Here is a 20310-nt window from a genome sequence, read left to right as displayed (position 1 = left end):
CTTAATGTTGTTTAGATTTTAGTGACTTTAACCGCACATTTCTTGAAGTCAGTTTCTTTAGAAAGTGGGTCAGTTGCATCTAATGTCAACAAGTTTGTTAATTGTCCTTGATCGAAGAACGTAGTAAACACTAAGCCTCTTGGCGGTTTATTGCGTCCACGAGTATCAATAATGGTTTCCATCTGTCCACGACGGGATGCAATCACTGCCTTATCACCGTGACGTAAGCCGCGATCTTTAGCATCCAACGGGTGCATATAAAGCACGTTGGTCGGGAAGGCACGATGCAATTCCGGCACACGACGAGTCATAGTACCAGTATGCCAATGTTCAAGCACACGACCGGTTGATAACCATAGATCGTATTCTTGATCCGGCACTTCTGCAGGTGGCTCATAAGGTGCAGCAAGAATGACAGCACGTTTGTCCGGTTTACCATAGAAGCTGACTTCTTCACCGGCTTTAACATATGGATCATAGCCTTCACGGTAACGCCATAATGTTTCTTTACCGTCAACCACCGGCCAACGTAAACCGCGTGCTTTATGATACATATCAAACGGTGCTAAATCGTGACCGTGACCACGACCGAAAGAGGCGTACTCTTCAAATAATCCTTTTTGGATGTAATAACCGAAATGTTCCGCTTCATCATTCGGATGATCACCGATTTCACTGTTCGGATATTTATTAACTTGACCGTTGGTAAACAACACTTCATAAAGTGTTTTACCTTTAAACTCAGGATTTTTCTCTAAAATTTCTGCCGGCCACATTTCATCAGTGGTGAAATATTTAGAAAATTCTACTAATTGCCACAAGTCGGATTTAGATTCACCCGGTCCTTTCACCATCTGATGCCAGAATTGAGTACGGCGTTCCGCATTACCGTAAGCCCCCTCTTTTTCTACCCACATTGAGGTTGGCAACATCAAATCGGCAGAAATCGCACTTAATGTCGGATATGGGTCGGAAACAATAATAAAGTTTTCCGGATCACGCCAACCAGGCAAACGCTCCTGATTGATGTTCGGCCCAGCCTGCATATTGTTATTACACATTACCCAAAGCACATTCATCTTACGATCTTTGAGCATACGATCCTGTAGCACCGCGTGATAACCGACTTTATCGGAAATAACACCAGCCGGAATCTTCCAAAGTTGTTCTGTGTGTTCACGATGTTTAGGATTGGTGACCACTAAATCCGCCGGCAAACGGTGAGCGAAAGTCCCCACTTCACGCGCTGTACCACAAGCAGAAGGCTGACCGGTTAACGAGAACGGCCCACAACCCGGTTTAGAGATCTTGCCGGTTAACAGATGCACGTTGTACATCATTTGGTTTACCCACACGCCACGTGTATGTTGGTTAAAGCCCATTGTCCAGAAAGAGACCACTTTCTTATTCGGATCGGCATAAATTTTCGCCAATTCTTCCAATAAGCCTTTATCCACACCACTGAGTTCGTGCGCTTTCTCTAATGTATATTCGGAAACAAATGCTTTGAATTCTTCAAAAGTGAAGTTTTCCATTTTGTCGCTGCCCGGATTTTTCGCCTCTTTTTCACGCGGATCAGTTGGGCGCAAACCATAACCGATATCGGTCGCTGCTTTCTTGAAAACGGCGTGTTTGCTGACAAAATCTTCATTGACTGCATTATTTTGAATGATGTAGTTAGCGATATAGTTCAAAATTGCCAAGTCAGATTGCGGAGTAAATACCAAACCATAATCCGCCAATTCAAAACTACGATGTTCAAAAGTAGAAAGTACAGCAATCTTGCAATCCGGATTGGATAAACGACGGTCGGAAATACGTGACCACAAAATCGGGTGCATTTCCGCCATATTTGAGCCCCAAAGCACCATGACATCCGCCTGTTCGATATCGTTATAACAACCCATAGGTTCATCAATACCGAAAGTACGCATAAAGGCAACCGCTGCGGAAGCCATACAGTGACGTGCGTTCGGGTCAACATTGTTGGAGCGCAAACCGGCTTTAAATAATTTATTTAAAGCGTAACCTTCCCAAATGGTAGATTGTCCGGAAGTGAAACAACCGACAGCGTTTTTACCATTTTTCGCCATCGCTGCTTTAAATTTCTCTGCCATTGTTTTAAAAGCGACATCCCAACTGACCGGTTGGAATTCACCATCTTTGGCATATTTACCGTCTTTCATTCTCAACATTGGTTGAGTTAAACGGTCTTTTCCGTACATAATTTTCGGCAAGAAGTAACCTTTAATACAGTTTAAACCACGGTTTACTTCCGCATCCGGATCGCCTTGTGATGCCACAACACGCCCGTTTTGTGTTCCCACTAATACGCCGCATCCGGTACCACAGAAACGACATACCCCTTTTTCCCATCTGATTGAAGTATCTGCCGCTTCAACATTTTTGATAGGAATTGTCATACCGATCGCCGCTGCGGCTGCTGTTGCCGCATTGGCTTTCATAAAATCGCGTCGACTTAAATTCATCATCATCTCCCCACTAAAAAATCACTCGCCTAAGTCCTGTTGATGATAGACCAAAGAAACATTGATTACGCCGTCAATATTGCGCGCGTTCTCCATATTTTCCAATAAAATCCGTTGGTTATGTGACTGCATTACTACCACTAATTTTCCCAACTTCGGATCGGAACCGTGTATTTCAGTATGCGGAACTGCTAACAACGCGGCGGAAATCTGATCCAGTTTTTCCGGACGACCTTGCACCACCACACCGCATACGTGCCACTCTTGGGCATTTTCCATAGAAATATTTTCAGTCATTTTCTATATTTGATTCTGTACTAACATTGAAATTGCCTGCACCGGACAAGCCGCTACACAAGCACCACAACCATTACAACTTTGCAAATCCAATTGTGGCTGGGCAACTTTTCCTAACATCGGTTTAAAAAAAATCGCTCGCCACTCACAACTATCCTGACAACTACGGCACTCAACCTGTTTATTGGTTAAACAATTATCCGCTATTGAAATTTTATGTTGCCACGCTTCGGTTGTGGTCGGTCGAAATATCGGTTGCTGACAGGCTTCAACACATTTCTGACAAAATGTGCATTCCGCTTGTTGAAAAGAAACCTGCGGAAAACCGCGTTCATCCTTGATTAACACTTGCGTTTCACACTGCGCAATGCAATCTCCGCATTGAGTGCATTGTTGAAAAAATATCTCGCTGTCCGCCCACGGCGGTAAAATCGTTTTTTTATTGACTACCGTTGTGGCTTCACGAATCTTGCCGCTAAGGAATTTTCGCCGAGATAAATCTATATTTTGCATAATGGACGCAAGCTTTCTAACGATTAATTAACCAATGATTATTATCGAAATAAACTACCACAAGTCAGTAACCGCTATGAGGTATATTCTGTTTTTTTGCTTTTTTCTTGAGATAAATCAAAACAATGATCATCTCTTTTTTCACAAAAACCGTGGTAGGTTATCGCCACAATATTGCGGCTGGAGTAAAATGCCTGCCTTACTGTTAAGAATTTGGAGAAAAACGTGGCGAAATATTCGGTTTTAACCCGTGTAGCGAAATATTTAATCGGCATTATTTTATTGGCAAGTTTTTGTATTTCCTTAGTATTTGCACTGTTGATCAGTAGCCAAAGTGATGCGGAAGCGATCAATTTAGCCGGTTCACTGCGTATGCAGGCTTATCGCCTGATTTACCAAATGGAACACGAGCAAGATACAGTTGCGCACAATTTGCAGCAATATACGCAAACTTTACAGGAAAAAACCTTAAATGATCTACAAAACAGCTACTTTGTGCCGGCTAACGTCAAAGCCGCTTATCAAAATGTGGTCAATAATTGGCAGCAGATGAGCAGTTTTGTGCGCCAACAACAAATTAATCAATATCAAGCCCAAGTCGATCAATATGTTGCCAAAGTGGATGATTTTGTCGCCGAATTGCAACATTTCTCCGAACGCAAAATTATTATGGCGATACTGATTAGTATCTTCTCCATCATCACGATTTTGGTGATCGGTTCTTATATGCTGTGGTATATGAAGCGTGAAGTGCTGAACCCAATCGAAAAATTGGTGCAGGCAAGCACACAAGTGCAAACCGGACATTTTAAACATATTCCGTTGGATGTGGACAAACCGAACGAACTCGGCACGCTTTCTGAAACTTTCACCAAAATGGCAAGTGAGTTACAGAAACTTTACTGGTTCTTAGAAGAAAAAGTGAGCGAAAAAACAAAAAAACTAAGCCAATTAAATCGCACACTCTCAATGTTGTTTCATACTTCACAAAAAATTACTCACATCGATCTGGATTACAATCAATTAACCGAAGTGATCGCCGAAATTCGTGCCAGCGAACATTTGCGTTATATCGAACTGATTGTTTACGGTGCGGAACATCTTGATCTCTCATCGGGCAAAGCGGAAGAGAATTATCCGTGGCAAGAGCAAAAAATCAGTGTCAACGGCAAAATTCTCTCCTGTTTACGTTGGCAAGCAGGCTTACCTTGCCCTGATTTACGCCTAATGCAAAGTGTTGCACAAATGCTGGGGCGCGCGATTTACTTTATCCAAACGCAACGTCAACAACAACAGTTGGTATTAATGGAAGAACGCTCAATTATCGCCAGAGAATTGCACGATTCGTTGGCGCAGGTGTTGGCATTTTTACAAATTCAGCTGACATTGTTGAAACACGCCTTAAAAAGCAGCGATCCGCAAGCCAAAGAGAAGAGTTTTAAAATTATCGCCGATTTTGAACAAGCACTTAACGATGGTTATGTGCAGCTGCGCGAACTGCTTTCCACTTTCCGCTTAACCATTCAGGAAGCCAACCTCAAATTGGCGTTGGAACAGGTGATTGAATCATTACGCAATCAAAGCGATGCGCAAATTACACTGGAATGCTCATTGCCGTCACAAATTTTCACGGCACAACAGTTGGTGCACGCCTTACAAGTTGTGCGCGAAGCGTTACTGAATGCGATTAAACATTCTCAAGCGACCTTAATTGAGGTGATCGCACATACCAATCAAGACGGTGAAAATGAAATTATCGTTGCCGATAATGGTATCGGTATTCCTTCTTTGGATGAGCCGGAGGGACATTACGGCTTAAATATTATGCAAGAACGCACCGCACAACTGAATGCGACTTTAACCATTCAACGCCGCCCGACCGGTGGTACGGAAGTCAAAATTTTATTGGCGGATACCTTAGCGAAGTAAAACAGAAGCATAAAAAATCTCGCACTTAGGCGAGATTTTTTATCGTTATTTATGCGCACGTTCCAATTGTTTTTTATATTTCACTAGCTTGTCTTTAATACGATTTCGTTTTAGCGGAGACAAATAATCAACAAACATCACACCATTTAAGTGATCGATTTCGTGTTGAATACAAATTGCCAACAAATCGCTAGCCTCAAGCGTAAACGGTTCGCCGTTGCGATCCAGCGCTTTAACTGTAACTTTCTCTTTGCGTGGCACTAAGCCTCGGAAACCCGGCACTGATAAACAGCCCTCTTCAATCCCGGTTTCACCGTCACTCTCGACAATTTCCGGATTAATCAAAACCAATTGATTACTTTTATCACCCTCAACATCAATCGTGATAATACGTTGATGACGGTTAACCTGCGTTGCCGCTAAACCAATCCCTTCTTGTTCATACATTGTTTCAAACATATTATCGATAAATTCCCGAATTTCATCGTCCACCTTTTCCACCGGTGCTGCCACCGTTCTTAAACGCTCATCGGGAAAACATAACACATCTAATATCGCCATACGCTCTTCCTTTTTTCAAAACCTTGCATTTTACTGATTTTTTCAATAATTAACACACCCAATTCTACCGCAAAAAGCAGATTTATTTTTAATCTGCGATCCGCTTCGCACTTTTTCAAACTCAACACTGACAACGGCTATTAATGGGGTAAAGTGCCTTTTTTTCAATCTGTTTTCGACTTTTTCAATCGTTTTCCGCTATGCAAACAGTAACCACACTTTTACGTTTAGCACTGCTGCCGCAATTCGGTGCTATCAAAATTCAACAACTGCTTGAACAAATCTCACTAGATACGCTGCTCAGCTACGATCGACAAACACTCAGCCAAATCGGTTGGAATGCTGCGCAAATTCAGGCTTGGTTTTCACCGCCGCAAGCGATTATTGACACCGTTCTGAATTGGCAACAACAGGCAGACAACCATATTCTGCACTATTTTGATCACAGTTACCCGCTGTTGTTGAAACAAACTCGCTCCGCACCGCCACTGCTGTTTGTTAAAGGTAACATTGATGTACTCTCTTCGCCACAAATCGCTATGGTAGGCAGTCGCTATTGTTCACCTTATGGCGAACATTACGCCCAAACCATTGCCGGCGAACTGGCACATAGCGGCATCACCATTAACAGCGGTTTAGCCTTAGGCATTGATGGCATTTGTCATCGTGCCGCTTTGGATAATCACGGCAAAACCGTTGCTGTTTTGGGCAGCGGCTTGGATCAATTTTATCCGACTCGCCACAAAAAATTGGCACAACAGATTCTGGAAAACAATGGTGCGTTGGTATCGGAACTATTTCCCAACACACCGCCTATTGCAGAAAATTTTCCACGCCGAAACCGAATTATCAGCGGTCTCTCATTCGGCACCATCGTCATCGAAGCCTCGCAAAAAAGCGGTTCATTAATTACTGCACGTCTGGCATTGGAACAAAATCGCGAAGTGTTCGCCGTTCCAGGTGCATTGGACAATCCATTGAGTCAAGGTTGCCATCACTTAATCAAACAGGGGGCGTGGTTAATTGAAAATGCACAGGATGTGTTGGAAATTCTAACACCGCAAATTTCATCATTAATGCCGTTTACACCAGCAATAGCAGCGCAAACACCGACGCCAACCGGCAATCGCTCTACTGCACAGAACACGATCGCAATATCGCCGCAAGCAAAAACCGTTTACACGCCGCCGACTATCAACAAAAAAGCGGCAATCAAACTTGATATTCCGCCACAACATCAAGCATTAATGCAACAATTAAACAGTGCAACCGCGATTTCACCGGATGAACTTTCGACCGCATTAAATCGCCCTATCGATCAAATTCTGACTGATCTGTTGGAACTGGAAATGCTCGGCGCAGTGCAACAAATTCAAGGCGGTTATATTAAAAATATCGGCTGATTGTGCTTGCATAATTTCACTTAACTCACTGTTTTATAGGCAAAAAAAGAAGTGCATTGCGCAATGCACTTCTTCTGTTTTTATTTATGGCTGTGGCAAAAATTACCAAGTATAACCAACACTGACCGAACCGCCGGTGTCACCGTTACTGGTGGTCATACCGGAAATACGAATGCCGACTTTACCGCTGTCGGAAAGTTTGGAAAGCCCTAACGCCACCGCACTTTCACCTTTGAACACCGCTGAACCGACAGAAACCGTTGTACGTCCACGTTCAGTCGCTTGTTGCAATCCGGCTGTCGCCATCGCTCCGGCAATGCCGGCTCTTGATTCTTGGGTTAAGTGGTCAACACGACGATTAACATTGTTAATCGCTTTGCTGGTCGCATTCGCCAATTTATTCATTTGACCAACATTAACCGCATCGGTCGGATCAATACCGTCTTTAACATTGGTAATACGTGTACCGCCAACATCAATCGCTTTTTCACTGCCTTGATATTGCGATTGGTTAACAACCGAGATAGTGGTCTTATTGTCGCCTTTACCCAAGATCAATTTTTCCACTTCCAAATTGCTGGTATCCATACTTACGGTGTAAGCAGTTGTGCCGTTTGTGCCTGTGCCTTTAGTTACAATCACATTCTTGCCTGCTTTCACCTCTGTATTACCGGATTTAGCAATCTTCACTGTTTCGGAAATGGCTTCACTTACCGTATTCTTACCGGTGCCGCCGATGCCGTTTTCACCGCTTTTACCATCCTTGACTTTACCGTCTTTATCAACTGTCACACCTAAAAGATCTGCCACTTGACCGCCGGTTACCGCCTGTTGTGAACCATTTTTGATCTCACCGTTGGCAACATCAACCGTACTTAACTGATCGTTAGCAACCGCTTTGTCATTAAGTTTAGTAGTATCTTTCACCACTTTAACGCCTGCCGGTGTTGCGGTAGAAGCAAAGTTAACTGCACCGTTTTCCTGCAAATGATAGAAATCATCACCGACTTGAACCAACGGTTTACCGTCCGCATCAACATAGGTCATTGGGATACCTTTGACGCTAATGGTATAACTGAATGTTCCTTCAGCCTCTTTATTCACTTCAGAAACATCAACATTCGCGCCGGCTTTCACCACTACGGTATCACCCAATTTTGCTGTTTGTGTCGACTTAGTCTTGCCGTCATCATTGCTGGTCGCAAAGTTCATACCTTTATTCACAACCTCATTTTTAATGTTGTTGATATTGGTATTCACTGCACCAATTGCGTCATCCATTTGACCTTTATTCACCGCATCACCTCGGTTTTTGCCATCCGCAATACCGGTAATACGTGAATTATTGGCATTAATCGTATTGTTCGCTTCAAAAGACAATTTACCTTTACCTTCACCACCACCGATAGAATCTACGGTTAAGTCTTTATTTAAGGTGATATCAACTTCACCGTTGGCATTGACCGCAGTTTTGATATTGCTATCCCCTTTAAAGTTAAGACCATCGGCAAGTGAAACGGTTGGTTTATCAACCTTTTGACCGTCTTTATCGGTGTAACCTTGACCTTCGGCTTTGTAGGTCAATTGTGCAGAAGCATTGACGCTACCCTCAGTGAGGACTTTTGAAGCACCATCAACACCGTCTTTACCATCTTTACCGGCAAGACCATCCACACCATTTTTCACGACAACATTACCCTCAGCATCGACGCCAATATAACCGTCTTTGCCATCTTTACCGTCTTGACCTTTACCATCCAAGATAATGCCATCAAAGGTCGGAGTTTTCTTCATTTCTATGCGAAGTGTGCCTTTATCATTGCGCGTAATTAAATTATCCGCTGAATAAACAGCCTCACTATAGGTCGCACCAGATTTACCTTGAATCAACAAGGTTGTGCCTAACGCTTGATGAATTGGATTGTTGCTGTCATTACCGGCAAAGCTTAAACCGGCTTGCGCCACAGTTTGTAAGTCACGCAAGGTTACAGCACGGCTAAGCTCATTGGCATTGGTATTGGTATTGGCTAATAGACTAGCAACAGTGGCATTCACTTTTTGATCTTTTAAAGCCTTGGCGACAGCCGCTTTTTGCTCATCAGTCAAGTCTTTACCGCCATTGGCAGCTTTGGCTAAGTTTTCAGCATTTGCTTGCTCTTCAGGAGTTACCTCAGCAACCACAAGATTGTCTTTTAAGTTGGCAATCGTAATTGGTTTCGTAGTTCGACCATCGGCATTGACCGCAGAAAGAATCACCTCATCGGATTTCGCAATCAAATCCTCATTGCCGGCTAACGTAGCAAGCTCTTTTAAGGATTTACCTTGACCAGCAACATCTGTCGCGACAGAACCGTCAGCCTTAACTTTGTCTTTGGCATACCATAAGCCATCATTGGCTTTGGCATAATTATCTACCAAGTCTGTTTTGTAGAAAGTGCCGTTTTCGGCAATCAAACGATTACCTGCTGTGTCGGTATACACCATAGTGCCGGCTACCCCATCACGCAAGGCTTGTACTTTGTTGATGACAGTGGTGCCATTTAAGCCGTCTTGACCTGCTGGTCCCACAAGGCTTTGACCATCTTTGCCTGGAACCCCTTGCTGACCAATAGCGGGCGTACCATTTTTACCATCGACACCATTAACACCGTTGCTACCGTCTTTACCCACACCAATAAGATTTCTCAAATTGTTCAATTGTGCAAGATTGACTGCAGAATTATCAGCAGTACCGGCGGCAATACCATTGAGAACGACATCTTTTGAATTACCGTCAGTACCCGAAGATAAGCTAATTGCGGGTTTATTGGCATCCGTATTCGGAGTGAGGTTAATAGTCGGCGCATTATTGCCTGCTTTTAAAGCCAATGCTGCAAATTCTGGCTTGTCTTTCATTGCAAGCAATAAATTACCGTCTTTCACCTCTGTTTTGAGATTTTTGCCTTTGTAAGCGGTATCGCTCAAATCAGCGGATTTCGCCACCAAAGTATCTCCAAAATACTTCGTCGTAGGGTTTTTACCATCACTAAAGGTAAGCCCTTTATTATTGGCAGTGATTAAATCATCTACCGCATCTTTCAAGCTTTCTGGTGCTGTATTATTAGTGCCACTACCTTTGACAGCGGTATCAAATGTCGGCGCCGTGATTTCACCATCTGAACCCACTTTAGCGCCTACTGTTGTTGCCATCGTTTTAAGTTGAGCCATATTCACAGCATCCGTGTCATCCACACCTTTAAGCACACCCTTGATTTGTGCGCCATTTTTAGTACCGCTACCACTTAAGGTTAGGATACCTTCGCCCAATGTGATCAACAATGGTGTGCTTGAGGTTTTCGGTCCCTGGATAGAACTTATACCGGTCAACTGATCTTTAAGATTAAACTTAATTTGACCACCATTATCCGCCCCTTTGCTAATCTCGATATTGTCAGAGAGGCTGGTAAAGTTAAAGCCGGTAGTCAACGGTGTCTTACCACCATCGCTACTTACCCCTTTACTATCGGTAACTTTATACGCAATAGAAGCACTGTTGCTGGCGGTTTGCAAATCCGTAATAGATTTTTTCACCGCAGATAACTGACTCATATTAACTGCATCGCTATCATCAACACCATTAGCCACATTGGTGATTTTGGCATTGTTGACAGAAATTTGTGGCGCTTGTGCAGGCGTATCGCCTGATTGCGCCACACCTTTAATAAAGCTTAATTTAGCCGCTAAGTCATTGCCCCCTTCACCAGAGATAGAGGTAATGCCTGTTAAGACATCATTAAGTTTGTAATTCACAACACCATTGTCTGCCGTGCTCGCCGTTAAATTAGTCGTTCCGCTACCATTGGTATCACTCGCAGCAAATGTCAATCCGGTATTTAAAGCCACGTGTTTAGTTGGATCTTCACCACTGGCTTTATAAGCCAATTGACCGGTACCCACTTGATCAGTGACATATTCTTTAAGCACATCAGAAGTAACAAGACCACCTTTGCCATCTTTTACATCCTGTGCACTGGCTTGTTTCAGCGCAATATTTACCTTGCCATCTTTTATCGCAGTGGCAATATTTTCCCCTTTGAAGCTGGTATCTGTCGCGCTATCTTCGGTCACAAATTCAAGCGTTTGACCCAAGGTTTTGGTGGTGGTTTGTGCATTAGCAGGACCTTCGGCTTTAAAGGTAATACCTGTGTTGCTAACACTTGTATTTAAGGCAGAAATCGCGCCTGCCACTGTGTTTTGACCAGTACCACCGATACCTTTTTCGCCTGTATAACTTATTGAGCCGTCTTTATTGCTAAAGCCTTCACCCAATACTGTCGCCACAGAGGAAACCGAGGTATTTAATTGACGACCGTTAATTGCCTCTTGGCTACTTGCGCTGATTTCACCATCTGCCACTTGTTTAAGTTTGGCATTATTCACAGAAATCTCAGGTGCCGTCATCGTACCTGATTTATCGGTAAAGGTGATACGCGCAGCATCTGCATTGGTCATAGCACCCGCGCCAATCGAGTGGATATTATTAAGGTCTTTAGCTAATTTCACTACCAAAGTGCCTTCGCTAGTATCTTTACCCACCACAATATTGCCTGAAGCACTTTGGAAAGCAGCGTAATTATCTTTTGTAACGCCCTCACCTTTAATACTTAAGGTTTGTGATAAAGCACGATTAACTACCGCCTCATCATTGCCTTGGAAAGCAAGACCGGCTTGTGCCAATACTTGAAGATCAGCTGCTGTAGCAGCGCGATCTAAATCTACTTTAGTTTGTTGCTCAGGTTCTTTATCTTTATCAGCAGCTAATAAAGCGCCCACTTTAGCTTTAGCATCGCTAAATTTTGCCTCAGACGTTGTGGCTGTTGTTGGAATAGCACCCAATACACTAGCGAGATTAGACACGCTAATCGGTGTGGTGGTATTGCCAGTTGCATTAACCGCTGAAAGAATAACATCACTTGCATCAAGTTTGTGACTATCCGCACCGTCCAATTCGGAAAGTTTTTTACCGCTATTTTTACCCGCTTCTGTCACTGTACCATCAGCTTTCACATTACTAGCAGCATACCATAAGCCGTCATTAGCTTTCTTCATATCTTTGGTTAAGGTCTCTGGATAGTAATATTTACCATCTTCAGACATTACCCGAACTCCTTTGGCATCGGTATACACCACAGTACCAGCCAAACCGTCACGCAAAGCTTGTACTTTGTTGGCTAGGCTTTGACCGTTTAAACCGTCTTGACCAGATGGACCATTAGCACCATCTACGCCATTAATACCGTTTTCGCCATTAAGCCCCACCGCGTTAGCCACCACATCCAATTGGGCTTTATTCACGGCAGAATTCGGATCAGTACCGGCTGCTACACCTTTAATTTCAACATCTTTATTATTCGCATCAGATAGCGCTAATAAAGTTGATGAACCATCATTCGTTTTGCCCGGTGTTAAATTAATCGCTGGATCTGTACCGTTTTGTAAACTTAAACCTTGGAAAGTTGGTTTAGTTTTCATTGCGATACGAAGCGTGCCGTTATCATTATGTGTCACTAAATTGTCAGAGGAATAATCAGTTTTGTTGTAACTTGCATCCGATTTTCCTTGAATAGACAAACTTTGTCCCAATGCTTTATGAATCGGATCATTTGTATCATTGCCACTGAAACTTAAGCCGGCTTGTGCCAACACTTGAATATCCGCCACAGTTGCCGCACGATCTAAGCGATATTCATCCCCTTTCAATAAAGCAGCTACTTTGGTTTGCGCATCACGAGTTTTCTCTTCATCCGTGCCACTCAGTTTGCCAAACACACTTTCTAGGTTAGCTAAAGTAATTGGTGTGGTGGTTGCGCCATCTTTTGCACTTACCAATGAAAGCAGAATATTGTCGGTGGTAACACCGTTAACAGTGGTTGCCGTAGCATTTTCTGTCGGTTTACCCTCAGCATCATTCCACGCTGTCGCCTCATACCATTGACCATTGTAGTAATGTTTGCCGGCAACATCTGTCTCTTTGTAGAACTCACTTGCACCGGTTGCATTGGTCACTTTCACTAATTTATTACCGTCTTTATAGGTATAAACTACAGTACCTCTTAAACCGCTTTCTAAATCATTTAAACGATCAGCAATAGTGCCGTGTTCGCTATTATTAGTACCGACGATACTAAAGATTTGTTTACCGGTAATCGCATCACTGGAAGTTTTGCTAATATCACCATCGGCTAAACCGGTTAATTTCACATTGCTAGCCGTAATGTTGGCAGCGGTATCGCCGTTTTTACTATTAAAGCTTAAACGTGCCTCAGTGCCGCTCGCATCTTTTGAACCGCTACCGATAGATTTAACATCACGCAAATCTTCGGCTAAAGAGAAATCAATAACACCGGCTTTTTCTTGCTTAGTCGGTTCCACAGAAATCAAGATATTTTTATTGGTTGAGGTAGGTGAGCCGTCACCGCGGAAGTCAAAGCCGGTTTCGCCATTGACCGAACCTACTTTTCCATCAGAACCATCACCATTGGCTTTATAGTTAAAGGTTACGCCGGACAATGCTTCGCCGTTATTAAGTTTATCAATTGCAGTCTTAACTTGCTCACTCACGCCAAATTTTAAGATAGGGGCTTTATGCTGTTTACCATCCTCTGTATAAGCATACTCGTTAGTATCAAAGGCGGCATTCACATAACCGTCACCTAAAAGTTGGATACCTTCACCTAAATTAACTGCTTTTTTGTTTGGTGTAGTCTTACCGTCAAACACAGCAATCCCTGCGCCATTGACTGCACTGACAAAATCATCCTGCAACGCAGTCACTAAGTTTTTCTTAGAAAGCGAAAGTTTAAAGGTGTCACCATTAATACCGTCAGACTTAGTGCCGACAATATCAAGTAAGTTGGTATCCCCTTGTGCGGCTTCCCCTTTTACAACCGCCGGTTTCGCCGCTGCTAAAGCAGAGTAAACTGCACTTGAAGTGACCACACGATTAGCGTCATTACCGGTGTTGGTAATAGCAGTGGCTTTGTTTAATGTCAAAGTAACATCGCTAGCAGACGCTGTAGTAGTAATATCGCCGCTATCCGCTCCTTTGATATTAAACGCAATCGTTGGAGAATCAAGGCGTTTTGCAGTGGTTGAGCCACTATTACCGCTCAAGGTAATGGTATTATCCAACAATGCCGTAGCGTCACTAATTTCTTTGCTAACAGCTTGATCTAATTTCGATTTCGCAATCGTGCCTTCCGCAATCTTCGCTCCGGTCACAGACGCATCTTTGATTTTGTCTGTTGTTACAGCATTATTTGCCAACATCGCTTCTGTAATACCGCTGTTTTTCACTTTAACAGTGACTTTGCCATTGCTTGCATTGGTTTCAATTGCACCTTCACCGCCAATAGCAAAACTAATACCGCCGTCTTTATCTAGACGCTGTGTACCTGTTTTGGTGCTGTTATCTGCGGTCAATTCAATGGTTTGATCAGCAGTCGCTACGCCTTTAGTGGTGTCAATTTGGTTTAATTTCTCTTTCACTGCTTGTGATAAAGAGAGTTCAAGTTTGGCATTGGTTCCATCACTTGCTGCGGCCGTTTTCGCTTCAATATCAGTACCACTGACATCCAATGTTTTGTTTAAGCCGACCACTGCATCGGTTGAACCGCTTGCCGCACCTTTGAAGGTAATACCGGAAACACTGGAAGCGAGATCATCTATGCCTAATTTCTCTTTCCAAGCAGTCACATTACCTTCATTTAAATTGCTGGCATCCACTTTAGCAAAATCACCTGCCAAGCTGTTGGCAACTCCCTCTTTGTTTAAAGAAAGGGTGTAACTATTGGCACTTAAATCATCATTTTCTGTTTTGCTTATGCTTAATAATTTACTTGAGTCATCAGCAATTGCGACTTTGGTTTTAGCACCTTTCACTGCCTCATAAACAGCACTGGATGACACTGCTTTTTTGCCTTCGGTAGCATCATTAGTAACTGAAGTTGCTTTATTTAAACTAATAGTTACTGTATTGCCACTGGCATCTGTTTTAATATCGGTGCCATCACCATTAATGCCAAACGCAATTTCTGCTTTTGAAAGGGCTTGTGTATCAGTCGCACTATTGTTGGTCGTTAATTTAATAGTGTTATCCGATAACTCACCACCGGCATTAATTTTTTGTTTTAAGGTTTCTGCCAAATCCTCTTCGAGAATAGTGCCATTGAGGATTTGTGCCGTAGTGACTGCATTATCAGCCAACTTAGCCGTAGTCACTGCTTTATCAGCAAGATGCGTTGTCGTAATGCCTTTTTCAGCCACTTTAACCGTTACGGTAGAACCACTCGCTACGGTATCAATAGAGCCATCACCACTGACGGTGAAATTAAGCCCACCTTGTTGATCAAAGGATTGCGGATCAGTCGCAGTATTATCTTTAGCCGTTAATTTCAATGATTGATTAGCAGATACCAATCCTTCATCAGGGATTTTATCCAATTTGTCTTTCACATCTTGGCTTAAATCAATGCTTAGCCCATCTGTGCCAGCCGTTGTCGTGATACGTTTACCACTCTCAGCGCCTTTCACATTAAGGGTTGTACCTAGCTTAATGGTTTGCTCGCTGCCTTGATCTCCTGCTACTTTAAAGCCTTTGTCAGTCAAATCTTTAGTAATAGTGGTCGTCGCTGTGCTCACCATCGATTCCACTTGACCTTTGTTCACAGCATCGCCGTTTTCTGTGGCATCTGCTACATTTTGAATACGTTGACCACCATTATCCAAGCCATTTTGCGTCAATCTGACAGTGCTACCTGAGGTGCTAGGTTGAATTGTCACACCACTGCCGTTAATCGTGGTGGTAGTGCCGTTATCGGTAAATTGTGCTGAGGTCAATCCGGTTAAATTTTTGGCTAATTGAACCAATAAACCTTCACTACCGGCAGTCACACCGATATTATTGCTGCTCAAATCACTCGCTTCAGTTTTACCACCGTAGACTTTAAGGGCTTCACCTAATTTTTTAGCCTGTTGCTCACCGGCATCACCGCTAAATGTCATTGCCCCCAAGGCATTACGCCATTTCTGTTGATTGCCGTTTTCGCTCGTAATATTGCTGGCATCTGCTTTCGCATAGTTTTGCTCAAGTTGATCGGTACCGGCAATTTCTTTGATCTTGTCATTGTCCAAAGCGATATTAACGGTTTTCTTGCCGGAGCTGTCCGAAGTAGAGGTCACGCTTAAAGCACTCGATTCCTTGCTCGCATCCTCTTGCACCACAATCGTATCGGCAATCACTTTGCGTCCGTCATTAGTGATATTGTCCAAGGCAACATTCGCTTTGCCGGCTAAACTGCTATTCACATCCTCCGGTAAATTATCCAATTTAGTTTTTAACGCATCGACAAGTTGGATATTAACGCCACCTGTCGCTGTTTGCGTTTGAATGTACTTATTCGCACCATTTTCGCCTAAGCCATCGCCCAAGATTTTGAATGTGCCACCAATAGCCGTATTCACATCTATACCACTATTTGCTGTGAAGGTAATCCCTGCTAAACCTAAAGCTTGCAAATCAGCGGCGGTAACGGCTCGATTTAAGTTCGCGCCACTTAAAGCATAAAGACCGCTTGCTGCTTTGCCGTCTACAGCCGGTGTGCCGATAAAGCCTTTAGCTTGCTCAACTGAGGTCACCTGTGTTGCCACCGGAATATTCAATACACTCGCGATATTTGCCAATGTAACCGGTGTTGCGGTTTTACCGTCCGGATTCACCGCAGAAAGCATCACTTTATCGCTACCAATAGCCGTGCCTAATTCTGCTAATGTTTTACCGCTGGTATCATTGGCATCTTTTAAGGTGCCGTCAGGATTGACTTTGCTAGCGTCGTACCACAAGCCGTTGTTGGCTTTTACTTTACCGCTCACAATATCAGCAGAATAGTATTTGCCATTTTCAGCTAACACGCGTTTACCGTTGGTATCGGTATACACCACTGTCCCTGCTACGCCATCACGCAATGATTGCACTTTATTCACTAAAGTCGTGTCGTTTAAACCATCACGACCGGCTGGTCCTTGTAAACCATCTGTCCCGTCAGCACCTGGTACACCTTGAGCACCTTCTGCACCGGCTGTACCGTCTTGACCAGCGACAGTTTTACCGTCAGCACCGCTGGCGCCATCAACACCATTAATAGGTTTGCCGTTAAGACCGATTTTTTCTGCCAAATTGGTGAGGTTAGTATTGGTAGCAAACAATTGTGAACCATTGATGGCATCCGTTGAGTTTTCTGCAATCAACCCTGCCGCCACACCTTGAACACGACGCGTTTGATTGTCATTGCCAACAGTGACAACGCCAACCGGAGTTGACCCGGCAAACTTACCAAATGTTTGCCCACCGATAGTCGCTTCTTCGTATTTATCTGTCGCACCAGCACTGCCTGTTGTGACGACATTGCTTTGCGCACCAAGATAAACTGAATTGGCTTGGCTGGCTTTTAATTTATTATCGCTACTTTCACCGCTGCCCAAAACGAACACATTATCTGCACTGACTTCAACATTATTACCGACCACAAAGCTGCCTTTTTCGGTTTCAGTTGTTGTCGCTGTGCCGATGGTGTTGTTATTACCGACAGAGTAAGAGTTGTCATAATTGATGGTGCTTGGATCACCGAACGCACCGGCATTATTACCGGCAATGCTTAACGCTGTACCGACTGCAATTGAGTTATTGCCGGAAACATTGTTATCTTTACCCATCGCAATGGAAGCATTGCCACTCACTTTTGATTTCGTGCCGATTGCAATACCATCTTCACCGGAAACACCATTTTCACCGCCTGCTTCTACGCCCAAGGCAATGGCATTTTTACCGCTTGCATTGGTTTTTGCTTTCCAACCAAAGGCAATGCTGTCTGCCCCTTGCGCACCATCATTATCGTAGTTGGTGCCTTTTTTCAAGTTAGCAATTTGCTCTGCAGTGAGATTATTTGGTAAGCGCGTAGAATCACTGTCAAACGCCGTTGTCAATCTACTCACATAATCATCATATTTAGCTTTATCAATTCCTTTGGCTTCTGCTAATAAACTTTGTTCTAGCGCTTTAAGCTCTGAACTTAAGCTATCAAAACGACCACCCTCATTGAGTTTGTCCGCCTTATCTTTCATCGCTTGTAGGCTAGCCTCATTAACTTGCTCACCGTTTAGGATTTCACGTGCTTTAAAGCCAATCCATTGTTTTTCTAAAATGATATATTGTTGATAATCTTTAACCTCGTTGAGGGTACGTCCTAACTTGGCCGCTTCACCCGCTGTATTAGATTTATCAATGGATTGATATTGCACCCCACCGCCATTTTCTAAGCTATCAATGCGGTTATCAAATTTTTCATCAATAGTGCGAAGTTGTGCCACGTTGGCAGCATCTGTATCCGCATAACCAGAAGCTACGTTAGTAATACGGCGTTCATTATTAATTGCCCCCACAGAAATCAAGCCAGTTGCCGCTGATGTCGGAATCGCAATGGCACCTTTGGCAACCCAACCAGGTTGATCTAAATCACCAGGTTTATAGTCTGTTTTGGAATTTACCCCTAGAGCGACAGAGTTATTGATACTGGCTTCAGAATAGTTACCAATCGCCATTCCATTGGTTGTGTCCTCTTTCACTTTTGCCACTTTACCGATAGCAGTAGAGTTTGCGGATCTTTGTCCAATATAAGAACCTACCCCTAACGCCATAGAGTCATTGGCATAAGAGCGAGAAGAGTAACCGGCAACGAAGTTATTTCTACCCGCAGCATAGGTATTTACACCGAAAGCAATAGAATTATCCGCAGTGTAATCCGTATGTGCAAATGAACCAATAGCCAAGCTAGATTGTGCATCGGCAATTGTTGAGTAGCCGAATGCCATCGCATTAGAACGCAAGGCAAAGGCATAACGCCCCATTGCAAAAGAGTTTTCAGCGGCATCGGAACTGTTAAAAGTGCTGGTAGAAGTGGACGTTTTATAAATTGATTTACCACCGATATTTAAATATTCTTTTGATTTGTCTTTCTCAAACAGCGTTTCATCGGTAAACATTTGTGCCACACCGCCAAATTGCGTACCGTTAACATCACCCCCTTTAATTAAGGTATCCACGCCGGCATAGAATTGTTTTACTTTCTCGTCATCAATAGAGCCATCTGCCTTAAACAGATCCAATGCGTGTAAACCTCGGGTAAAACCTAGCAACTTGATATATTGTTCACCATTAATTTTTGCGCCGGCTGCAGAGTCATAACCAAACGCCAACGCCCCCTGACCAATCGCTTTAGCGTTATAACCATAAGAGAAAGAACCTTGGGCAGCGGATTCCGTATAGTTACCCATTGCGATAGAGTTAGGTGCAAAAACACGTGATTGCTCACCAATTGCTGTACCTCCCACCGCATCTTGCGCAACGAAGGTACGAATACCCATTGCAGTAGAACGATCGGCTAAGGCAAAAGAAAGTGAGCCCACTGAGGTCGAAACCTCACCACCGGCAATCGCACGTGAACCAATCGCAATCGCCCCTAATTTAGCGGCATAGGTTGGGGAATAGATTCGCATATCCGAACCATTACTAATGTATTTATTATCAAAGGTTTGTTGAGAATAAAAACCATCCGATCCATATAAAGCACCAAAAATATTCCGGATAGTATCTATAGGTAATTTATCTTGGTATCTTGCATCAACAATATCATCATTACCGATAGCAATTGAGCTGTTACCATAAGCTAAAACATCGTTACCTAAAGCAGTGGCTTGTCTCTTTGCCTTTGCAAAACTACCGAATGCTGTCGCTTGCTCACCATTAGCAGTAGCTTGAGCACCAACTGCTACTGAATTTGGTCCGCCTACAGCAAGTGCTTGATAACCGATTGCAACTCCGGCATTCGCACTGTTAACTTGTGACATATAACCTATAGCAACTCCATGTAGAGAGACACAGTTTATATTATCAGCCTCATTCTCTTTAATATTTAGTGCAACCATATGTAAATATCGTCCACAACCTTGAGCAGTTGGAACAATATTCCCATAATCTGTGTTTATATAATAAGCCTCGGCATTTTTGCTGACATCAAATAGACCAA

7 protein-coding genes are annotated in these 20310 nt (G+C 43.4%); 2 read left to right on the top strand and 5 right to left on the bottom strand.

All coding sequences use genetic code 11. The annotated features are described in order from the left end of the window. Positions 1-11 precede the first annotated feature (11 nt). From napA to napF, 3 genes are read right to left on the bottom strand one after another with little or no spacing between them, the layout of a single operon-like run. Complete coding sequence (gene napA / locus A3EO_RS0100335) at positions 12-2489, bottom strand: nitrate reductase catalytic subunit NapA (protein ID WP_018345502.1); 2478 nt, start codon at positions 2487-2489, stop codon at positions 12-14. Positions 2490-2510: 21 nt separating this feature from the next. Beyond that, entirely contained in the window at positions 2511-2786 is a 276-nt protein-coding gene (locus A3EO_RS0100330; protein WP_013746041.1) for a chaperone NapD, read from the bottom strand. A gap of 3 nt (positions 2787-2789) precedes the next feature. Then, positions 2790-3299 (bottom strand): ferredoxin-type protein NapF, encoded by a 510-nt coding sequence (napF, locus tag A3EO_RS0100325; RefSeq protein WP_018345501.1) that lies wholly within the window; start codon positions 3297-3299, stop codon positions 2790-2792. Between the two features lie 225 nt (positions 3300-3524). Between napF and narQ the strand changes: the two genes are divergently transcribed. Then, complete coding sequence (narQ, locus tag A3EO_RS0100320; RefSeq protein WP_115241556.1) at positions 3525-5228, top strand: nitrate/nitrite two-component system sensor histidine kinase NarQ; 1704 nt, start codon at positions 3525-3527, stop codon at positions 5226-5228. A gap of 45 nt (positions 5229-5273) precedes the next feature. On the opposite strand, the gene def is transcribed toward narQ, so the two are convergent. Then, positions 5274-5789 (bottom strand): peptide deformylase, encoded by a 516-nt coding sequence (def, locus tag A3EO_RS0100315; protein WP_018345499.1) that lies wholly within the window; start codon positions 5787-5789, stop codon positions 5274-5276. Between the two features lie 200 nt (positions 5790-5989). Between def and dprA the strand changes: the two genes are divergently transcribed. Beyond that, the gene (dprA, locus tag A3EO_RS0100310) at positions 5990-7192 is read left to right on the top strand and encodes a DNA-processing protein DprA (RefSeq protein ID WP_018345497.1); all 1203 of its coding nucleotides are present in this window, start codon (positions 5990-5992) and stop codon (positions 7190-7192) included. Positions 7193-7294: 102 nt separating this feature from the next. Here the strand turns inward: dprA and A3EO_RS0100305 are convergent, their stop codons facing one another. Further along, a complete protein-coding gene (locus A3EO_RS0100305; protein WP_018345496.1) occupies positions 7295-20131 on the bottom strand; it encodes a YadA-like family protein in 12837 nt (4278 codons plus the stop codon). Positions 20132-20310 lie beyond the last annotated feature (179 nt).

Source organism: Gallibacterium anatis DSM 16844 = F 149, from assembly GCF_000379785.1.
In the GTDB taxonomy this organism is placed as follows: domain Bacteria; phylum Pseudomonadota; class Gammaproteobacteria; order Enterobacterales; family Pasteurellaceae; genus Gallibacterium; species Gallibacterium anatis.
Note: the sequence above shows the minus strand (reverse complement) of the source record. Positions and strands in the feature narration are given on the sequence as shown.

Coding starts and splice junctions, on each gene's coding strand:
- def (WP_018345499.1), bottom strand. CDS start 5,789: ATGGCGATATTAGATGTGTTATGTTTTCCCGATGAGCGTTTAAGAACG.
- A3EO_RS0100330 (WP_013746041.1), bottom strand. CDS start 2,786: ATGACTGAAAATATTTCTATGGAAAATGCCCAAGAGTGGCACGTATGC.
- napF (WP_018345501.1), bottom strand. CDS start 3,299: ATGCAAAATATAGATTTATCTCGGCGAAAATTCCTTAGCGGCAAGATT.
- napA (WP_018345502.1), bottom strand. CDS start 2,489: ATGAATTTAAGTCGACGCGATTTTATGAAAGCCAATGCGGCAACAGCA.
- A3EO_RS0100305 (WP_018345496.1), bottom strand. CDS start 20,131: ATGTCACAAGTTAACAGTGCGAATGCCGGAGTTGCAATCGGTTATCAA.
- dprA (WP_018345497.1), top strand. CDS start 5,990: ATGCAAACAGTAACCACACTTTTACGTTTAGCACTGCTGCCGCAATTC.